At 62.3% G+C, this 19,826-nt stretch carries 19 protein-coding genes; 13 read left to right on the top strand and 6 right to left on the bottom strand.

Annotated elements, in window-relative coordinates:
• Window positions 1-121 precede the first annotated feature (121 nt).
• Both PQQ52_RS31340 and PQQ52_RS31335 read right to left on the bottom strand, forming a co-directional pair.
• The gene (locus tag PQQ52_RS31340) at window positions 122-1,375 is read right to left on the bottom strand and encodes an MFS transporter (RefSeq protein ID WP_408220365.1); all 1,254 of its coding nucleotides are present in this window, start codon (window positions 1,373-1,375) and stop codon (window positions 122-124) included.
• Window positions 1,372-2,337 (bottom strand): PRC-barrel domain-containing protein, encoded by a 966-nt coding sequence (locus tag PQQ52_RS31335; RefSeq protein WP_408220363.1) that lies wholly within the window; start codon window positions 2,335-2,337, stop codon window positions 1,372-1,374. Before PQQ52_RS31335 ends, PQQ52_RS31340 begins: the two co-directional genes overlap by 4 nt.
• 505 nt (window positions 2,338-2,842) lie before the next feature.
• Between PQQ52_RS31335 and PQQ52_RS31330 the strand changes: the two genes are divergently transcribed.
• From PQQ52_RS31330 to PQQ52_RS31315, 4 genes are all read left to right on the top strand, one after another.
• On the top strand, window positions 2,843-4,225 hold the full coding sequence (locus tag PQQ52_RS31330; protein ID WP_408220361.1) for an NCS2 family permease: 1,383 nt from the start codon (window positions 2,843-2,845) through the stop codon (window positions 4,223-4,225).
• Between the two features lie 257 nt (window positions 4,226-4,482).
• Entirely contained in the window at window positions 4,483-4,890 is a 408-nt protein-coding gene (locus tag PQQ52_RS31325; RefSeq protein WP_408220359.1) for an ArsR/SmtB family transcription factor, read from the top strand.
• On the top strand, window positions 4,797-5,225 hold the full coding sequence (locus PQQ52_RS31320; protein ID WP_408220358.1) for an SRPBCC family protein: 429 nt from the start codon (window positions 4,797-4,799) through the stop codon (window positions 5,223-5,225). Before PQQ52_RS31325 ends, PQQ52_RS31320 begins: the two co-directional genes overlap by 94 nt.
• A gap of 43 nt (window positions 5,226-5,268) precedes the next feature.
• Window positions 5,269-6,003, top strand: a complete 735-nt coding sequence (locus PQQ52_RS31315; protein ID WP_408220357.1) for a DUF899 domain-containing protein — start codon at window positions 5,269-5,271, stop codon at window positions 6,001-6,003.
• Window positions 6,004-6,062: 59 nt separating this feature from the next.
• On the opposite strand, the gene PQQ52_RS31310 is transcribed toward PQQ52_RS31315, so the two are convergent.
• On the bottom strand, window positions 6,063-6,920 hold the full coding sequence (locus tag PQQ52_RS31310; protein WP_408220355.1) for a helix-turn-helix transcriptional regulator: 858 nt from the start codon (window positions 6,918-6,920) through the stop codon (window positions 6,063-6,065).
• 221 nt (window positions 6,921-7,141) lie between these two features.
• Here PQQ52_RS31310 and PQQ52_RS31305 point away from each other — a divergent pair, with 221 nt between their 5' ends.
• The gene (locus tag PQQ52_RS31305; RefSeq protein ID WP_408220352.1) at window positions 7,142-7,978 is read left to right on the top strand and encodes a carbon-nitrogen hydrolase family protein; all 837 of its coding nucleotides are present in this window, start codon (window positions 7,142-7,144) and stop codon (window positions 7,976-7,978) included.
• Window positions 7,979-8,169: 191 nt separating this feature from the next.
• Entirely contained in the window at window positions 8,170-9,537 is a 1,368-nt protein-coding gene (locus tag PQQ52_RS31300; RefSeq protein ID WP_408220349.1) for an APC family permease, read from the top strand.
• A gap of 117 nt (window positions 9,538-9,654) precedes the next feature.
• On the opposite strand, the gene PQQ52_RS31295 is transcribed toward PQQ52_RS31300, so the two are convergent.
• Both PQQ52_RS31295 and PQQ52_RS31290 read right to left on the bottom strand, forming a co-directional pair.
• The gene (locus tag PQQ52_RS31295) at window positions 9,655-9,837 is read right to left on the bottom strand and encodes a hypothetical protein (RefSeq protein ID WP_408220346.1); all 183 of its coding nucleotides are present in this window, start codon (window positions 9,835-9,837) and stop codon (window positions 9,655-9,657) included.
• A 183-nt stretch (window positions 9,838-10,020) separates the two neighbouring features.
• On the bottom strand, window positions 10,021-10,935 hold the full coding sequence (locus PQQ52_RS31290; protein WP_408220343.1) for an NAD-dependent epimerase/dehydratase family protein: 915 nt from the start codon (window positions 10,933-10,935) through the stop codon (window positions 10,021-10,023).
• A 107-nt stretch (window positions 10,936-11,042) separates the two neighbouring features.
• Between PQQ52_RS31290 and PQQ52_RS31285 the strand changes: the two genes are divergently transcribed.
• Complete coding sequence (locus PQQ52_RS31285; protein WP_408220340.1) at window positions 11,043-11,939, top strand: LysR substrate-binding domain-containing protein; 897 nt, start codon at window positions 11,043-11,045, stop codon at window positions 11,937-11,939.
• 84 nt (window positions 11,940-12,023) lie between these two features.
• Here the strand turns inward: PQQ52_RS31285 and PQQ52_RS31280 are convergent, their stop codons facing one another.
• Complete coding sequence (locus PQQ52_RS31280; RefSeq protein ID WP_408220337.1) at window positions 12,024-12,233, bottom strand: hypothetical protein; 210 nt, start codon at window positions 12,231-12,233, stop codon at window positions 12,024-12,026.
• 157 nt (window positions 12,234-12,390) lie between these two features.
• On the opposite strand from PQQ52_RS31280, the gene hutH reads away from it, so the two are divergent.
• From hutH to PQQ52_RS31250, 6 genes are all read left to right on the top strand, one after another.
• Window positions 12,391-13,914 (top strand): histidine ammonia-lyase, encoded by a 1,524-nt coding sequence (gene hutH / locus PQQ52_RS31275; protein WP_408220334.1) that lies wholly within the window; start codon window positions 12,391-12,393, stop codon window positions 13,912-13,914.
• 36 nt (window positions 13,915-13,950) lie between these two features.
• A complete protein-coding gene (hutC, locus tag PQQ52_RS31270) occupies window positions 13,951-14,646 on the top strand; it encodes a histidine utilization transcriptional repressor HutC (protein WP_408220331.1) in 696 nt (231 codons plus the stop codon).
• An 82-nt stretch (window positions 14,647-14,728) separates the two neighbouring features.
• Window positions 14,729-16,417: a urocanate hydratase gene (gene hutU, locus PQQ52_RS31265; protein WP_408220329.1), complete on the top strand. Its 1,689-nt coding sequence runs from the start codon at window positions 14,729-14,731 to the stop codon at window positions 16,415-16,417.
• Between the two features lie 32 nt (window positions 16,418-16,449).
• On the top strand, window positions 16,450-17,052 hold the full coding sequence (locus PQQ52_RS31260) for a HutD/Ves family protein (RefSeq protein WP_408220326.1): 603 nt from the start codon (window positions 16,450-16,452) through the stop codon (window positions 17,050-17,052).
• Between the two features lie 119 nt (window positions 17,053-17,171).
• A complete protein-coding gene (gene hutI, locus PQQ52_RS31255; RefSeq protein WP_408220323.1) occupies window positions 17,172-18,395 on the top strand; it encodes an imidazolonepropionase in 1,224 nt (407 codons plus the stop codon).
• 10 nt (window positions 18,396-18,405) lie between these two features.
• Entirely contained in the window at window positions 18,406-19,803 is a 1,398-nt protein-coding gene (locus PQQ52_RS31250; protein WP_408220320.1) for a formimidoylglutamate deiminase, read from the top strand.
• The last annotated feature ends 23 nt before the right edge of the window (window positions 19,804-19,826 follow it).

Genomic DNA, 19,826 nt, shown 5'->3' with positions numbered 1-19,826 from the left:
CGCTAATAAACCACTAAGAAAACAAGGAAAGGCCAACGCCGCAAGCGAACAGACAAACAAAGCGCCGCCGCAGGCAAAACACAAACCACCCAAATGCCGCCGCCAAAGGCAAAAAAACCGATCATCTAACAGCCGACTTCCCATCCCCCACAGCCGCAGCCGCATCATCCGCAGCTGCATCCCGCGTCTCGGGCATCGCCGCCCACACGAGCAGAACCGCAAGCGCGCCCGCAGCAGCAAGCCCAAAAAAACTCACCGCGTTCCCAAAGTGATCCGCCACAAACCCAGCAGCCGTCGTGCTCAACGTCGCCCCAATCCCGGCAGCCAACCCGAACAACCCAATACAAAGGTTATACCGCCCCTTCCCACCGGCCACATCGGCGGCAATCAGCGGCAGCATCACGCCGAACACCGCGGCGCTCAGGCCGTCCAGCATCTGCACCGGCACCAGCAAATAAGGGCTGCTGATTCCGGCAAACAACAACGCCCGTATCGGCAACGCGGAAAACCCGAGCAGCAAAATCGGCCTGCGCCCCCACCGCTCGGCAGAGCGCCCGACCCACGGCGACATCATCGCCACGATCGCCTGCGGCACGATGATGCACGCGGCAATCACGAGCTGCACGTTGTCGCCCATGCCGGCCGTCACTTCGCCGGCAGCAAGATTCAACATCGCCGCATTCGACAAATGGAACAGCACAATGCACGCCGCGAACAACAGCATCCGCTTGTCGCGCAGCAACTCGCGCAGACTCTCGCGTCGTTCGATCTGTTCAGGCGTCGGCCCGGTTTTCGGCAGCTCGATCGTGTCGGTGCGCTGGATCATCGTCAGCGCAAACAGCGCAGGGACGGCCAGCGCCGCCGTCAGCCAGAACACCGCGCGCGGCGAATAGTATTCGCCGAATACGCCCATCAGCCCGGCCGCCACGGCACTGCCGATCGACGCCCAGCGGGCATTGCGTCCCAGCCGGTCGCCCAGATTCGCGCGTCCCACCAGCGCAAACGAGATCGCGGCCAACGCCGGCGTCAGCATGCAACTGGCAAAACCGTGGAACACCTCGGCGGCAATCACCGGGAGCACGGTCGGGCTCGCGGCCAGCAGCACCGCGCTGAAGATGATCGCGAAGATTGCCCATGCGGCCGCGCCTTTCTTGTTGCGCAACGCGTCGACGGCAGCGCCGCCCGGTACCTGGCTCACCATCGCGCTGATGGTGCCGACCGACAGCGCCATGCCGATCTCGCCCTGGGTCCACTTGTGCGAGGCAAGGTACGACGCAATGAACGGCCCGAAACCCGTCTGCACGTTGGCGACGAAAAAATTCAGCCAATCGAGTGCGCGCAGACTGCGCGCGTTTACCAAAGTGCGGCCTATCATCGGGCCGCCCGTGCGTTGGAACCCGCCGTAACGGCAGTGGCCGGCGCGGCGGAAGCCGCAGCGGCGGGTGCGGGCGCCGGAGCGGGTGCCGGCGCCGGGGACACCGCGCGGATCGGCTTGTCGCTGGCGTATGGCGGCGTTGCATTGATCTGCGCGTCGCTCAGATCAATCAGCGGATGCAGTTCCTTGTCTTTCGTGACAAAACGCAGCGCCGACCAGTTGGCGGCAATCGTGCGCCGCTCGGTGCTGACCATGCCGTTGACGTCGAGCACGACCGCCTGCGGCTGCGCGTTGGCGTCGATCAGCACGTCAATCACGCGGCCGACCTTGGCGCCGTTCGAACGCTCGACATCGGTGTCGATCAGCTGCAATTGCACGGCAGTGGACTTGGCCGCAGGAGTCGGCACGGCCGCCGCGTTGAGCATGATCGGCGCGGTCTTCGCGGTCGGCGTAAAGCGGAACGCGCTCCACGGGAAATTGACCTTGCGATCGCCGACGCCGAGGAAGCCTTGCAGGTTGACCACCATCTCGCGCGGCTTGCCGCTCGCATCCGCGATCATATCGACCGCGCGGCCCACCACTTTGCCGTCGGGCTTCTGGACTTCGCTATCGAGCAGGGCGCGCGCCTCGCTGCGCTCGATCGTGCGCAGCACGATCAGCGGCGGGGGCGCAGGGGGCGGCGGTGCGGGCGTGGCGACTGGCGGCGGCGGTTCGACCTTGCGCGGCTTGACGACCGGTTTCCTGGGCTTCTTCTGCTGTTCAGGTTCGGCCGCTTCCGTCTCGACCGGTTCCGGCGCGGAGGCGGCCGCGGGAGCGCTCGCGGGTTCGACGGGCATCACCGTGGCATCGACAATCGGCGCCTGTCCCGGGCCCCACAGCAGGCTGCAACCGGACAGCGCGAATAGCGCGAACACAGCAAGGATCAGAAGACGCCAGGCAGGACGCGAAAAACCGCCACTCATCAAGAAGGACTCCATCGGCCAGTGCGGACGGGCGCTGTGGACCGCCGCAGTTAAGTCGGGTAAGGGCCAGAGTGTAACCCGCGGCGTCGGGTGGCCCGGTTTTGAAGGGCTTCTGACAGGTGTCCCCGACGCAAGACGCATGCCGCGTTGCGAACGTCCGGCCGCGCGCCGGGCGCCGTTTTTGGCGCGCTGAACCCCTCAAAACCCTTTCACAACTTCATGACAAACCGTAGGTGTAAACGCGTGGAGCGCCCACCTGGTTTGCCGTCCCTTAAACGATATAAGCATCGCGACATGTCGGGCATGCCATCCATGCGATAGGAGATATATTTGTGTTGCCCTACATTTCGAGACAGCAAAAGAAGGACGGAAGGCGGGTTGCCCGGACGCATCGCAAGCCGACGTTCAAACCTTGCCACACCACATTAGATCAACGCAACGAGACGAACCTGATGGCGGCCGGAATACGGGCCGTTTCAGCACGCTGATAAAGGAGGCACTCATCATGATGGAACCCCACGCCCAACCGATTTCTGAAGTCGGCGCCGAATCATTCGACGGAAAGGGCTTTCTCGACCGCTACTTCGAAATCTCTTCACGCGGCAGCTCGCAGCGTACGGAAATCGTCGCGGGCATCACGACCTTCCTCGCGATGGTCTATTCCGTGTTCGTCGTGCCGGGCATGTTCGGCAAAGCGGGCTTCGACACCAGCGCGGTGTTTGTCGCCGTGTGCCTGACCACCGCGTTCGGCTCGCTGCTGATGGGTGTGTGGGCGCGTCTGCCGATTGCGATCGGCTGCGCGATTTCGCTGACCGCGTTCACCGCGTTCGGCCTCGTGCTCGGTAAAGGTCTGCATCCGAATGTCGCACTCGGCGCGGTGTTCCTGATGGGTGTCGTCTTCACCGGCATCTCGGTGACGGGCGTGCGTTCGTGGATTCTGCGTAACCTGCCGACGGGCATCGCGCATGGCACGGGGATCGGCATCGGCCTGTTCCTGCTGCTGATCGCCGCCAACGACGTGGGTCTGGTCGTGAAGAATCCGGGTGCCGGCCTGCCGGTCGCGCTCGGCAATATCACGGCGTTGCCGGCGATCATGTCGGTGGCGGGGCTGGCTGCGATTTTCGGTCTGGTGCGTCGTCGCGTGCCGGGTTCGATCCTGATCGTGATCGTTACGATCTCGGCGATTGCTCTCCTGATCGATCCGGCGGTGGCCTTCCACGGCGTGTTCGCACTGCCTGCGTTGAGTGCACCGGGCCATGCTTCGCTGATCGGCGCGATGGACATCAAGGGCGCGCTGTCGATGGCCGTCTTGCCTAGCGTGCTGGCACTGGTGATGACCGCTGTGTTCGACGCAACCGGCACGATTCGCGCCGTTGCCGGCCAGGCGGGCCAGCTCGACGAAAACGGTCGCATCATCAACGGCGGCCGTGCGTTGACGGCGGATTCGCTGAGCTCGATTTTCTCGGGCCTGCTCGGTGGCGCACCGGCGGCTGCCTACATCGAATCGACGGTCGGCGTTGCTGCCGGCGCGAAGACGGGGATGGCGGCGGCGGTGGTCGGTCTGCTGTTCCTGGTGGTGATGTTCTTCTCGCCGTTGGCCAGTCTCGTGCCGTCGTATGCAACGGCACCGGCGCTGATGTACGTCGGTCTGATGATGCTCTCCAACGTGAGCAAGCTGCACATGGAGGACATGGTCGACGCGATGTCGGGCCTGATGTGCGCCGTGTTCATCGTGCTGACCGCCAATATCGTGACGGGCATCATGCTCGGCTTCGCGACGCTGGTGATCGGCCGCGTGGTGAGCGGCGAGTATCGCAAGCTGAACGTGGGCACGGTGGTCATCGCTGTCGTGCTGGTTGGCTTCTATCTCGGCGGTTGGGCGATCTGATTCTGCTGCATTGCGTTTTGCGCGATTTGCTGTAACGCAAGAGTGGGGCGGCTTTTTTCTGGCGCTCTGCTTGAACGTGTAGTCGGTTGTTCTCCACCTTGACGCGGCGTATTGCAGGGTTTTATCTGCGATGCGCCGCGTATCTTTTTTGTAGCATCCCCTTCGCCTCTTCCTGCGTGCTTTGAAAAAAGTGCGTACCTGTCCTTGACATCCTCACGTGTGTTTCTATACTTAACCTCATGGTTAAGTTTAATGAAATGCTACTCGATCGCACTTTCGCCGCGCTGTCCGATCCGACGCGGCGTGCGTTGCTCGCGCGTCTGTCCGAACTGAGCGATCTGTCGGTCAGTGAGCTCGCCGAGCCGTTTGCGATGTCGTTGCCCGCGGTGATGAAGCACCTCGACGTGTTGTCCGAGGCCGGTCTCATTACGCGCAGCAAAACCGGCCGTACGGTGGCCTGCCGCCTGTGCGGCGGACCCATGGAGGAAGCCATGGAATGGCTCACCCGCTATCAGCGCTTCTGGTCTCAATCGCTCGATCGTCTTGCCGCTTTCGTCGAAGAGGAAACCCCATGTCCGCCAAACCCAGCCTCACCCTCCAGCGCCGGCTCAACGCCGCGCCCGCCAAAGTCTTCCGCGCCTGGACGGAGGCGGCGCAGCTCATGAAGTGGATGCATCCGGGCGACTCCGACGTGGTTCGCGCGGAACTGGAGGCGCGCGTCGATGGGCGCTTCACGATTGTGTATCGCAAGCCGGATGGCCGGGAAATCGAGGTTGGCGGCCAGTATCTGGAGGTGGTGCCCGACGCCAGGCTGGTGTTCACATGGGCGTGGCGTTCGAGTCCGGAACAGGAGTCGCTCGTCACGGTGCTGTTACGGCCGGACGGTAACGGCACCTTGCTGACACTCACGCACGAGCAGTTCGTCGACGAAGAAACGCGCGATCTGCATCAAGCCGGCTGGAGCGGTGGCCTCGATTCGCTGGAACGCTACTTCGCGTGATTTTGCTCTATCTAACCTGCACGACGCAGAGAAGGAGACGTACATGGATCCGCAACACCGGGTTGGTACGAGAGAAGAATGGCTTGCCGCCAGCAAGGCGCTACTGGTCGAAGAGAAAGCGTACACACGTGCAGGCGATGAACTTGCCCGCAAACGTCGCGCGCTACCTTGGGTGAAGGTCGACAAGACCTACCTGTTCGATACGCCGCAGGGCCGCAAGACGCTCGCCGATCTGTTCGGCGGCCGTAGCCAATTGATTGTCTATCACTTCATGTTCGGCCCGGATTGGGAAGAGGGCTGCTTCGGCTGCTCGTTCGTGTCGGATCATATGGACGGCATCCTGACGCATCTCGAGCATCACGACGTGTCGTACGTGGCGGTTTCGCGCGGGCCGCTCGCGAAGATCGAGGCTTTCAAAAAACGGATGGGCTGGAAGTTTCCGTGGGTGTCGTCGAATGAGACCGACTTCAATTTCGACTATCACGTGTCGTTCACGCCGGAGGAGATCGCCAGCAAAAAGGCGTTCTACAACTTCACCGAACAGGACGTCGGCATCGACGAGCTACCCGGTCACAGCGTGTTCTACAAGGACGAAGCGGGCGACGTCTATCACACGTATTCCACCTACGGACGCGGCGGCGAGCAGTTCCTTGGCACATACGCGCATTTCGACGTCACGCCGAAAGGCCGCGACGAGAAGAAGAATATGGGCGAATGGCTCAAGCATCACGATCGCTATGAAGAGAAGGCGGGTGGTTGCGCCGCATGCGGATCGTGATGACGAAGCGCGCGGCGGTCGTGCGTGTCAGTCGTGCGCTCGCAGGAAAGAGCGGAACGTCATGCCCCTTTGCGTCCTGCTTCATAAAACAGCGCGAACAACTCCGATTGCGAGTTGACGTTGAGCTTCGTATAGATGTGCTTCTTGTGCGCGCGCACCGTCTCGAACGAGATCACCAGTTTCTCCGCGATGGCGCGCGTTGAAAATCCGCTCAAGGTCAGCATCGCCACTTCCACTTCGCGTGCTGTGAGTGGCGAGCGTCCGCTCGTCGATGACACCTGCTCGAAGCGTGCGGCATAGGTGGGCGTGTCCGCCGGGGCGCCTGCTTCTGTCGTTGCGCCCGTCGTTGTTTGCGTCACCGCCGCGCTCGAGGCGGCCTCCGGCGCGTCGAATGCCTCGTACGGCAAGCGCTGCCGCAGCAGCGCAATGACCCATGGCGCACAAAGTGCGAGCACCGCCAGGTCGCGCTCGCCGTAGCGCTGGGTGGCGCCCAGCGAGAACGCCAGCGTATGCCTCGCGTCGATCATGTAGTTGAAATGCACTTCATCGCCGACGATATTTTTTCTGAAGTATCGTTGGTAGTAGTCGGTCATCGAGAAGTTGTCGGGCGCGACATCCGCAAGTGTGACGAAGCCGGACGCAGGCTTCTCGGTTGCGGCGATATAAAACGGATCGAGTTGATAAAGCGCGGCGAGATAGTCCTGGAACATTGCATCCACCGTGCCGTCTGGTGTGGGCGATTCTGCGCAGACGAGCGGCGCGACACCCGGTGTGAAGCGCAGCGCGACCCAGTTGTCGAACACGACATAGCGTTCGAGCGCGCGCGTGAGGCGAGTCCAGAATTGCGCGCTGTCGAGTGCTTCGATAACCGCGCCGATCTCGCGATGAAAGGCCAGATCGCGCCATTCGAGTTCCATGCGTGCTCCGTTGAGGGTAACCCAGCCGGGTGATTACGAACAAAAATATGTCTGGTAATAATAGGCCCAACCTGAAACGCGGGCGACCCGATATCAGCCGCTATTTAACGCGAAGCAGTCCGGCAAGGACCGTAACCATTTTGCATGGGACCAGAATAAGTGCTTTGCATGGGACTAGAGTAAGCGCTAAAGCGCCAACTCTGGTCGACATAGGAGACAGAATGCTTCAACTCGAACTGGCACAGATTCCGATTGTGGATGGCGCGGCGGGCGTGGGCGGTAGAAACGTGCAACGCGTGCTGCAGACCATCGGCCTACGTTCGGCCGGGACCGATCTGATCGTGTTTCCGGAGACCACGCTGTCGGGCTTTCCGACGCGCCACACCATCGGCGACGTCGCCGAACCGATCGACGGGCCGTCGCTTACCGCAGTGCGCAATGCGGCGCGCGAAGCACGTGTTGCGGTTGCGGTAGGTCTCGCCGAGCGTGACGGTAACCGCTTTTTCAACACCACGGTGCTGGTCGACGAACACGGCGAGATCGCGCTGCGCTATCGCAAGACTCATCTGTGGGCCTCGGACGTGGGTGTATTCGAACCGGGCGACCGTTACGAAGTATGCAGCTTCAAGGGCCTGACCGTTGGGCTGCTGATCTGCTACGACATCGAGTTCCCCGAAACGGCGCGCGCGGTCGCGTCGTTGGGCGCCGATCTCCTGATCGTGACGAACGGCAACATGGAGCCGTTCGGGCCGGTGCATCGCCGGGCGATCGTGGCGCGCGCCATGGAGAATCAGATGTTCGCGGCGCTCGTGAATCGCATCGGTACAGGTGACGACAATCTCACGTTCCCCGGCGAATCGGCGCTGATCGATCCATTGGGCGACGTGGTGTGCGACGCCGGGCAGGAAGAAAAAGTCCTGCGCGCCACGCTCGATCCGGCGCGTCTCGAAGGCGCGCGCGAACACTATCGTTATCTGCATGACGCGCGCATTGCGCTCGACCTCGCGACAGTGGATGGCGAGCACGGGCAACGTGCGCGTGTGATCCGCGTGCGTTGAGGGGTACGTAGGTGCAGATGTGTAGGTGCGGGCACACATAAGCGCACCTACGCACTTACGCGCCCCACATCACGCAAAGAACCATCTGCGCGTCAAACGCGCATCCAGCAGGTCTGATCGACAAAGCTCGACCGGGACGCGTTTAACGCCGCCCCTGGCGAAGCTCGCCCATTCGCAAGAGGAGACACCGCATGACCCCAACATCACCCACCGAGCGCGCAGGCGCACCTGCCGCGCCCCAAGCCGCGCATCTGAAGCGTACGCTTGGCCTGCCTTCCGTCCTGCTGTTCGGCCTCGCCTATATGGCGCCGCTAATCGTTTACGGCACCTACGGCGTGCTGGCGAGCGCCAGCAACGATACCGCCGCGCTCGCGTATCTGATTGCGCTGATCGCTATCGTGTTCACCGCGCTCAGTTACGGCAAGCTCGCGCGGCTGTTCCCGGTGGCGGGTTCAGCCTATACGTACACGCGCAAAACCTTCAATCCGCATCTGGGTTTCATGATTGGCTGGGCCACCTTGCTCGATTACTTTTTCCTGCCGATGGTGATCTGGCTGATCGGCGCCGCGTATCTCAGTGCCGCGTTTCCGCACATTCCGAGCTGGATCTGGATCATTGCGTTCATCGTCCTGACGAGCGCGCTGAACATTCTCGGTATCGAGCTCGCGAACCGTTTCAACATCGTGCTGATGGTCGTGCAACTCGCGATCGTCGCGTTGTTCGTCGTACTGTGCTGCCACTATGTGACCGCGGCGGCCGGCCCCGGCGGTTTGATTTCGGCCGAGCCGTTCTTCAAGCCGCATGTGCCGTTATCGGCGACGATGGCGGGCGCCGCGATTGCTGCCTATTCGTATCTCGGCTTCGACGCGGTATCGACGTTGACCGAAGAAACCATCGCTCCTGAAAAGACCATGCCGCGCGCGATCGTGCTGATCGCGCTGATCGGCGGCGCGATCTTCGTGATCGCCGCGTACACGGTGCAACTCGCGCACCCGGGGGCGGTGTTCAAGGACCCGGATTCGGCCGCCTTCGAAGTCGCGCGCAAAGTGGGCGGCGATATCTTCGTGACAGTGTTTCTGGCCGGCCTGATTCTCGCGCAGTTCGCCTCGGGCATCTCGGCGCAGGCAAGCGTGGGACGTTTGCTGTATGCGATGGGACGCGACGAAGTATTGCCCAGGCGCATCTTCGGTTTCGTGCATCCGAAGTTCAAGACACCGGCGCTGAACATCGCGATTGCGGGAGCAATCGGTCTCGTCGCCTTGAAGCTCGATGTGGCGACGTCGACCTCGTTCATCAACTTCGGTGCGTTTCTCGCGTTCACCGCGGTCAATCTGTGTGTGATTCGCCAGTTTTTCAACGCGAAGGGGAGTGCGAATGCGATGGGCGTGATCGGTGGCCTGCTGTTTCCGCTGGCCGGCGCGATTGCGGATATCTGGCTGCTGGTGAGCCTCGAGAAAACCGCGCTGGTGCTGGGTGCGGTGTGGTTCGTGCTGGGACTGTGCTATCTCGGCTGGATCACGCGCTGTTTCCGCCAGGCGCCGCCGGAAGTCGCGGTCTGACGTGGCCGCTCGCGCTTGTGCTCGCAATGGTCTGTCAACGGCGAGGTGCGGCGCGAAATGCGGCGCGCGGTGACGCGTGAATTCAACCTGATGACGCTGCCTCGCGCAGCGTCGAACTCAAAGCGACATATCGAAAGCGGGCCTGAGGAACAGCTCGATCGCCATTACCACCAGGCCCATCGCGGCCGCTGACAGCGTCAACGTGCCGTATTCGTCGTAGCGTGAGTCGTACAGACACGCCACGACGAAAAGGATCGCTAGCAGGTTGGTCAGCCAGTCGAAGTTCAGCGCCAAGTTCATCGATTAAATCCGGGCTCGCGCGCGACTCGTATCGTCGAATCGCACTATTACGTGAGGCGGATTCTAGCGAGTTGAGCTTACGGATTCGCAACGACTGTGCTTACACAAATTACGCCCCGGAGGAAGTCCCCTTGGGGGGCGCCCCGGAGGAAGTTCTCTTGGGGGGCGCCCCGGCGGCAATCCCTAGGCGGACATCATGTCGTGCTCGATCCAGTCGATCACCGAAGTACGTTTGGGCTGCCAGCCGAGCAGCTTGCGTGCGCGCTCACCGCGCACACGGCTATTCGAACCCAGCCCGTACGAAGCCATTTCGTAGCCCCATTCCTTCTGCGCTTCTTCGAGCGGCCAGTCTTGCGCCTCGCCGAGTTTCATCACGCGGGCGATCGCGGTGCTCATGTCACGAAACGACGCCTCGCCGCTTTCGACGAAGTAGAACGTGCCCGCCGGTGTCTTCTCCAGCGCGAGGCGATAGAGTTCGGCGACGTCGTCGATATGCACGTTCGACCAGATGTTGCCGCCACTGCCCACATGTCGCACGACTCCGCTCTTTTGCGCCTGACGCACGAGGCGCGGCAACTGCACGCTTGCGCTACCCGGCACTGCGCCGTGACCATAGATCAGCGTATTGCACAGCACCGCCGAGCGAATGTTCTGCTGCGCTGCGTCGAGCACGAGTTGATCGATGGCGACGCGCGCCGCTTTGTCCGCGGTCGGCTCGGGCAGCGCGTCTTCGTGATAGATACGTGCCTTGCCCGCTTCAGAGCCCGCTTCGCCGCCCGATGCATCGCCGACGATGCTCGAGCCGCTGGTATGCAGAAACGGCTTGCCGGAGCCGGCCAGGCCATCGATCAGCGCTTGCACCGCGCCTTGATGGTCGCTGCTCGCGGCGTTGATGACCGCGTCGGCGGCTTTGGCTTCTGCAATCAGTAGTTCGCGGTCGTCGAGCGTGCCGATGACAGGTTCGATGCCGAGGCGTTGCAATTCGGCGCTGTGTTCGGGCTTGCGGATCAAGCCGCGCACCTGATGGCCGGCGCGTGCGAGGTGCGCCGCGATCGAACCGCCGATAAAGCCGCTTGCGCCAGTAATGAAAATCTTCAAGACGTTCTCCCCAGGATGGAAACTTGGTGACATGCACGCAGTATCCACCGTCTTGATTCTCGCAAAAAGCGTGTTAGTCTCAAATCAATCTTGATTTGAAATCAATAATGAAAACTTCGACCGACGAATTGCTGGTGTTCGTCACGGTGATCGATAGCGGCTCGATCACCGCGGCGGCGGAGAAGTTGGGGCAGACCGTCTCTGGCGTCAGCCGGGCGCTCGCGCGCCTCGAAAAGAAACTCGACACGGCGCTGGTACGGCGCACGACGCGCCGTCTGCAACTCACCGAAGAGGGGGAGGCGTTCCTGCAGCGGGCCCGGGCCATTCTCGACGCGATGGAAGAGGCCGAAGAATCCGTCACACGCGGGCGCGAGCGGCCGTCGGGGCGTTTGCGTGTCGATGCGGCGTCGCCGTTCATGCTTCATTGCGTGGCGCCCCATATGAAGGCGTTCTCCGCGCTGTATCCGGAGATTCGTCTGGAGTTGACCAGCAACGAGCGAATCGTCGATCTGCTCGAACAGAAGGTGGATATCGCGATCCGCATCGGCGTGTTGCAGGATTCGACCTTGCATGCGCGCACCTTGGGCAGCAGCAAGCTGAGAGTGCTTGCCAGTCCAGCGTATCTAGCGGAATACGGCGAGCCGAGGTCGGTGGAAGCGCTGCGCGAGCATCGTCTGATCGGCTTTACAGCGCCGGAGCATCTGAATCGCTGGCCATTGCGGAGCGGCGGAAAGGGCAAAGCAGAGGCGCTGAAAATCGAGCCGGCGATCACCGCGTCGAGCGGCGAGACGCTGCGTCAGTTGGCGCTGTCGGGATGGGGCATCGCCTGTCTCGCCGACTTTATGACCGCCGCCGACGTGCGCGAAGAGCGGCTGGTGCCGATTCTCGGCAACGTGCTGGTCGATGAACGGCAGCCGGTGAGCGCGGTGTATTACCAGAGCGCGTCGCTGGCAGGGCGCGTGCAGTGCTTCCTGGATTTCATTGCGGCGCGGGTGAGGCTTTAGCGAGTCCTTCGCCAGTAGTGCGTTTGAACAAAGCCCGTGGCTCGTATGAGTGCGCGGGCTTTTTTGCGTCGCCAGCGCGTTCTCCTATAACTCTTGAAGAGGCGCATCGAGATTGCAGGGCAGCGGCGCATCGGCGCCGAGGGGAATGGGCGCATTGGTCGCCCCGGCGTGCCAGTTGCTGCAGCCGGCGCATTGAATCTTTTTGTCCGCTTGGCGCCCTGCATTTTGAACGTGTATATACAAGTTATCCGTCGCAATGAGCGAATACGGTGTGAAATGCAGTGTGATCGGCATTGCCACTTCAAACCGCGGCTCAACCGATATGTATGCTCAGCAAGCATCCGGTCCTAATGGAAACTCCCAGGCTGGAAGCCGCAAAAACAAGTTGTATATACAAGACGGCGACGGTAGACTTCTCTCGAATTGTATAGACAAGACAGGACACAACACCATGATGATTCTGAAGCCCGGCTACCTGACCCTCCCGCAACTGCGCCAGATCGCACGCGAACACGTCGCGTTGCAACTCGATCCTGCCAGCCATGCCGCCATCGACGCCTGCGCCAAAGCCGTCGCCGATATCGCCGCGAAGGGCGAACCGGCCTATGGCATCAATACGGGTTTTGGGCGCCTCGCCAGCACGCACATTCCGCATGATCAGCTCGAATTGCTGCAGCGCAATCTGGTGCTGTCGCACGCGGTCGGCGTGGGTGAGCCGATGTCGCGTCCGGTCGTGCGTCTCCTGATCGCGCTGAAGCTGTCGAGCCTCGGCCGCGGCCACTCGGGCATCCGCCGTGAAGTGATGGAAGCGCTGATCACGCTGTACAACGCCGACGTCCTGCCGGTGATTCCGGTCAAGGGTTCGGTTGGCGCATCGGGCGACCTCGCGCCGCTCGCGCATATGTCGGCCGCCTTGCTCGGCGTCGGCGACGTGTTCGCGAAGGGCGAGCGCATGCCGGCTATCGAAGGCCTCAAGCTGATCGGCCTCAAGCCGCTCACGCTGCAAGCGAAGGAAGGTCTGGCGCTGCTGAACGGCACGCAAGCGTCGACCGCACTCGCGCTCTACAACATGTTCGCCATCGAGGACCTGTACCGCACCGCACTGGTGGCGGGCGCGTTGTCGGTGGACGCAGCAGCGGGTTCGGTCAAGCCGTTCGACGCGCGCATTCACGAACTGCGCGGTCATCAAGGTCAGATCGATGCGGCAACGGCTTACCGTTCGCTGTTGCAAGGCTCGGGCATCAATGTCTCGCACGCCGATTGCGACAAGGTGCAGGACCCGTACAGCCTGCGCTGCCAGCCGCAAGTGATGGGCGCGTGTCTGGACCAGATGCGCCATTCGGCCAACGTGTTGCTGCTGGAAGCCAACGCCGTCTCCGACAATCCGCTGATTTTCCCGGACACCGGCGAAGTGCTGTCGGGCGGCAATTTTCACGCTGAGCCGGTCGCATTCGCCGCTGACAATCTCGCGCTTGCCGTCGCTGAAATCGGCGCGCTGGCCGAACGCCGCATCGCACTGCTGATCGACACGACGCTGTCGGGTCTGCCGCCGTTCCTCGTGCGTGATGGCGGTGTGAATTCGGGCTTCATGATTGCTCACGTGACCGCCGCGGCGCTCGCCTCCGAGAACAAGACGCTCGCGCATCCGGCTTCGGTCGATTCGCTGCCCACGTCCGCGAACCAGGAAGATCACGTTTCGATGGCCACGTTCGCTGCGCGCAAGCTTGGCGACATCGCTGAAAACGTCGCGAACATCCTGTCGATCGAGTTGCTCGCTGCCGCGCAAGGTGTCGACCTGCGTGCGCCGCACAAGACCAGCCCGAGCCTGCAGAAAGTGATGGACGCGGTGCGCAAGGACGTCGCGCATTACGAACTCGATCACTACTTCGCACCGGATATCGAGGCTGTGACGCATCTCGTGCAGAACGGCACGATCGCGAAGCTGAGCCCGTTCTCGTTCACATCCGAACAGTAAGCTCGAAAAACACGTTTAAGCACGCCAATCAAACCAATGAACGCACCGGCCTATCAGGGCATCAAGGACTTCATCCTCGGCCGCATCCATGCGGGCGAATGGGCTGAAGGCGACCAGGTGCCCTCCGAAAACGAGCTTGCACGCGAATTCAACGTCGCGCGCATGACGGTCAACCGCGCGTTGCGCGAGTTGACCTCGGAACAGGTGCTGACGCGTGTGCAGGGCTCGGGCACGTTTGTAGCCCGGCCCAAGTACGAATCGACGCTGGTGGCGATCCGCAGCATCTCCGACGAAATCGTCGCGCGCGGTCATCGTTATCAGGCGAAGGTATTGCACATCGGCGCGAGCATTGCCGACGAAGCGCTTGCGGAAGAAATGCAGGTGAGCGCGGGCAGCCCTGTGTTTCATTCGCGCGTGCTGCATTTCGAAAACGACGAGCCGGTGCAACTCGAAGAGCGCTGGGTCAACCCGGCGGTCGCGCCCGAATATGCGTTACAGGACTTCACGAACACCACGCCGAATCAGTATCTGGTGCGTGTGGCGCCGCTGCAGCGCGTCGAGTACCGCATTGAAGCATTGGCTGCGGATGCTGACACGCGCGAGTTGCTGACCATGGATGAACTTGAACCGTGTCTCGTGCTGCATCGGCGCACGTGGTCGCAAAGCCAGGTCGCTTCGATTGCCAATCTCTGGCACCCCGGCAACCGCTATCGTTTCACCGGACATTTCTGATTTAGCCGCTTTCTCCGACTCATTTTCCAGACTCATTTCCCCGAACTTCTCCCGAACATTTTCACGCATCCCGAGGGCCACCATGAACAACCCGAAACACATCGACCCGCGTCTGGACCCGACCCGCACGATCCGCGCGCCGCGCGGCCCGGAAAAGACCTGCAAGACCTGGATCGCGGAAGCCGCGTACCGGATGATCCAGAACAATCTGGACCCGGAAGTCGCTGAGCATCCGCACGCATTGGTCGTGTACGGCGGTATCGGCCGTGCCGCGCGCAACTGGGATTGCTTCGACCAGATCCTCGCATCGCTGAAGGACCTGAATGAAGACGAGACGCTGCTGATTCAATCGGGCAAGCCGGTCGGCGTGTTCAAGACGCATGCGGACGCACCGCGCGTGTTGCTGGCGAATTCGAATCTGGTGCCGCATTGGGCAACGTGGGAACACTTCCACGAACTCGATCGCAAGGGTCTGATGATGTACGGGCAGATGACCGCCGGTAGCTGGATTTACATCGGCAGCCAGGGCATCGTACAGGGCACCTACGAAACGTTTTTCTCGGTGGCGAACCAGCATTTCAACGGCGATCCTTCGGGACGCTGGATTCTGACGGGTGGTCTCGGCGGCATGGGCGGCGCGCAGCCGCTGGCGGCAACCATGGCCGGCTTCTCGATGATCGCCGTGGAGTGCGACGAGACGCGCATCGACTTTCGTCTCAAGACCCGTTACGTCGACAGGAAAGCGAAGACGCTCGACGAAGCGCTCGCCATGCTCGACGAAGCGAAGAAGGCAGGCAAGCCGGTGTCGATCGGCCTGCTGGGCAACGCAGCCGATGTGTTCGCCGAATGCGTGACGCGCGGCATCACGCCGGATTGCGTGACCGACCAGACTAGCGCTCACGATCCTATTCACGGTTACCTGCCGCAAGGCTGGAGCGTCGAAGACTGGCGCGAGCGCATGAAGACGGCGCCGGACAGCATTGTGACGCCGGCCAAGCAGTCGATGGCCAAGCAGGTGCAGGCGATGCTGACGCTGCAGGAGCGCGGCGCCGCTACGCTCGACTACGGCAACAACATCCGTCAGATGGCGCTGGAAATGGGCGTGGAAAACGCGTTCGATTTCCCGGGTTTCGTGCCGGCGTATATCCGTCCGTTGTTCTGCGAAGGCAAGGGCCCGTTCCGCTGGGTCGCGCTGTCGGGCGATCCGGAAGACATCTACAAAACCGACGCGAAGGTCAAGGAACTGATCCCTGACGATCCGCATCTGCACAACTGGCTCGACATGGCGCGCGAACGTATCGCGTTCCAGGGCCTGCCGGCGCGGATCTGCTGGGTCGGCGTGAAGGATCGTTACCGTCTGGGCCAGGCGTTCAACGAAATGGTCAGGACCGGCGAGCTGAAGGCACCGATCGTGATCGGCCGCGATCACCTCGATACGGGTTCGGTGGCGAGTCCGAACCGCGAAACCGAATCGATGAAAGACGGCTCGGACGCAGTCAGCGACTGGCCGTTGCTCAACGCACTGCTGAACACGGCAGGCGGCGCGTCGTGGGTCTCGCTGCATCATGGCGGTGGAGTGGGCATGGGCTTCAGCCAGCACTCGGGCGTTGTGATCGTCGCTGACGGCACGGACGCCGCGAAGGTGCGCCTCGGCCGTGTGCTGTTCAACGATCCGGCAACCGGTGTGATGCGTCACGCGGATGCGGGCTATGAACTCGCGCAGGAAACGGCGCGCGAGGCAGGCCTCAATCTGCCGATGCTGGGCCGTTGATCGTGGCGCTTCACAGCACGCCTGTCGGTAGCATGGCAAGCACAACGCTCATCCGTGGCGCCGATCTCGTGGCGGCGCCGTGGAAGAACGGCGGCGGCGTCACGCGTGAAGTCGCGGCGTTTCCGCAAGGCGCCGGGCTCGATGCATTCGTGTGGCGCGTGAGCATTGCCGATGTCGCGCAAGCGGGGCCATTCTCGCGTTTCGCGGGCATCGATCGCACACTCGTGTTGTTGTCGGGTGCGGGCATGTTGCTCGATGAAACAGACGGCGCGAGCACTCACGCCGTGAACACGCTCGCATTGATTCAGCCGCTCGATATCGCGCAGTTCGCGGGCGAAGCGCAAATCGATGCACGCCTCGTTGACGGCGCCACGCGCGACTTCAACCTGATGGTCTGCCGTGGCGCGGCAGTGGGCGAAACTGAAGTGTGGCGCGGCGATACGCAGCGCACGGTGTCCGCCGACGTCGTGCTGTTGTTCTGCGCAAGCGGTTCGGTTTCGCTCACACTCGGTGGTGACACGCAACCGCAAGTGCTTGAGGCCGATGACACACTGCACATCGGCACGCCGAACGCGCTGTCATGCACGGTCAAGGGCGCTGGTGCGTTACTCGCGATCAGCATCCGCTATACGTGAGACTGCAACGATGACGACGATTCGCACGCGCGCTTAGATCCTGGCAAAGGTTAAGCGAAGGCAAGTCAAAGCGCGCCGCGAATCACCACAGACACGCAACGAGCTGCAAAGAGCCCGCGATGAAGCAAACCGTCTGGCATCACCTGAAACTCTGCCCCGAGGGCGATCCCCAACACACGCTGCCCGATGCTGCGATTGCCGTTGAAGACGGCAAGATCGCATGGCTCGGCGCAGCTTCCGAATTACCCGCCGAGTACGCCGCATGGCCGCGTGAAGACCTGCACGGCGCATGGGTGACGCCAGGTCTCGTCGATTGCCATACGCATCTGGTATACGGCGGCCAGCGTGCGGATGAATTCGCGCAGCGTCTCGCGGGCGTCAGTTATGAAGAAATCGCGCGGCAGGGCGGCGGCATTGTGTCGACGGTGCGCGCCACGCGTGCCGCCGAGAAAGACGCGCTGTTCCGCCAATCGGCCGCGCGCCTCGAACCGTTGCTCGCCGAAGGCGTCACGGCGATCGAAATCAAATCCGGCTACGGCCTCGATCTCGCGAGCGAGCGCAAGATGCTGCGCGTCGCGCGTCAGTTGGGCGAGCGCTATCCGGTGACGGTCTATACGACGTTTCTCGGTGCACACGCCTTGCCGCCCGAATTCGCCGGAAGAGCCGACGCTTATATCGACGAAGTCTGCAATACGATGCTGCCCGCGTTGGCAGACGAAGGCCTGGTCGATGCCGTCGACGTGTTCTGCGAGCGCATCGGTTTTTCGCTGGAACAAAGCGAGCGTGTGTTCAACGCAGCGGAGCGCTACAAGCTGCCGGTGAAGATGCATGCCGAGCAGTTGTCGAACGGCGGCGGCACGGCATTGGCCGCGCGTCATCACGCGCTGTCCGCGGATCACCTCGAATTCCTCGACGAAGCCGGGGTTGCCGCGATGAAAGCGTCCGGTACAGTCGCCGTGCTGCTGCCCGGCGCGTACTACTTCATCCGCGAGACGCAATTGCCGCCTTTGGACTTGCTGCGGCGCTATCAGGTGCCGATCGCAATTTCCACCGACAGCAATCCCGGCACGTCGCCCACCACCTCGCTGCTGCTGATGATGAACATGGCGACCACGCTGTTCCGCATGACCGTGCCCGAAGTGCTGCAAGGCGTGACAGCGCATGCGGCGCGCGCGCTCGGCAAGGCGGACACGCACGGCTCGCTGCAAGCCGGGCGCGGGGCGGATTTCGCGGTGTGGTCGGTGGAGTCGCTGGCCGAGCTGGCTTACTGGATTGGGCGTCCGTTGTGCGCGCGAGTCGTACGCGCGGGCGAGACCGTTTATACGCGGCGTGAATTGAGCTAGGGCCTGAGAGATGATGCAAGCAAAACAATCACTATTCGCCGATCACGCCTATTTACCCGACGGATGGCGCCGCAATGTGCTGCTGGAATGGGACGCAAACGGCACGCTGACATCGGTCACACCCGATACGGCGGCGGTTCCTGACGGTGTGCAAAAAGCCGCTGGCCCTGTGGTGCCCGGCATGCCGAATCTTCACTCGCATGCGTTTCAACGCGCGATGGCCGGTCTCACCGAATATCGCGCGGCATCCGGTACAGGCGCCACCGATAATTTCTGGAGCTGGCGCGATCTGATGTACCGCTTTGCCGCGCGAATCACGCCGGAAGGACTCGCTGCTGTCGCGCAGTGGCTGTACATCGAGATGTTGAAAGCGGGCTACACGTCGGTCTGCGAATTCCATTATGTGCACCACACGCCGGATGGCAGCCGCTATGCGAACCAGGCGGAACTGGCGCAGCGCGTGGTGGATGCGGCATCGGCAAGCGGTATCGGCATGACGATGCTGCCCGTGCTGTATCAGTACAGCGGTTTCGGCTCGCGCGCGCCGCGTGAAGATCAGCAGCGCTTCATCAATACGCCGGAGAGTCTGCTCGATCTGCTCGGCACGTTGCGCGCGGCGCGTCCCGAGAGCGCGGCGTTGCGCTATGGCGTCGCGCCGCATTCATTGCGCGCGGTATCGGCCGATTCGTTGCGTGCATTGCTGAACGGCATCGATCGAAGCGCGCCGGTCCACATTCATATCGCCGAGCAAACTGCCGAGGTCGACGCCTGCGTTGAAACCGAAGGTGCGCGGCCGGTGCAATGGCTGCTTGATCGCTTCGACGTCGACAGCCGCTGGTGCCTCGTGCACGCGACGCACGTCGATGCGAACGAAACACTGGCGCTTGCGAAAAGCGGCGCGGTCGCCGGTTTGTGTTTGACCACCGAAGCCAATCTTGGCGACGGCATTTTTCCGGCGCACGAGTATCTCGACGCGCAAGGGCGCATCGGCGTCGGGTCGGATAGCCATATCGGCGTCGACTGGCGGGCGGAATTGCGATTGCTCGAATACGGGCAGCGTCTCACGCGTCGGCAGCGCAATGTGCTGGCTTCGGCGCAGGCCACGCATGTGGCGGACCGTCTGTTCGACGCCGCGCTCGACGGCGGTGCGCATGCAACGGGCCGCGCGGTCGGCGCATTGCAAGCCGGCAGCCGTGCCGACTGGCTGGTGCTCGATGCGGATCATTCGAGTATCGCCGAACACGCGCCGGGCGCGTGGCTCTCGGGCGTTGTATTCTGTGAGCATGGCGAGACGCCGATTCGCGATGTCTACGCAGGCGGCGACAAGGTGGTCGACAATCGCCGTCATCGCGACGAAGAAGCTGCGTACGCGCGCTATCGCGTGGCGCTTGCCGATTTGCTCAAGTGAGTTGCTGAAGCGACTTACAGAAG

Origin of the sequence: Paraburkholderia sediminicola, assembly GCF_046030555.1 — a bacterium.
Taxonomy (GTDB): domain Bacteria; phylum Pseudomonadota; class Gammaproteobacteria; order Burkholderiales; family Burkholderiaceae; genus Paraburkholderia; species Paraburkholderia sediminicola_E.
This window is presented reverse-complemented; position numbering and strand designations above follow the sequence as displayed.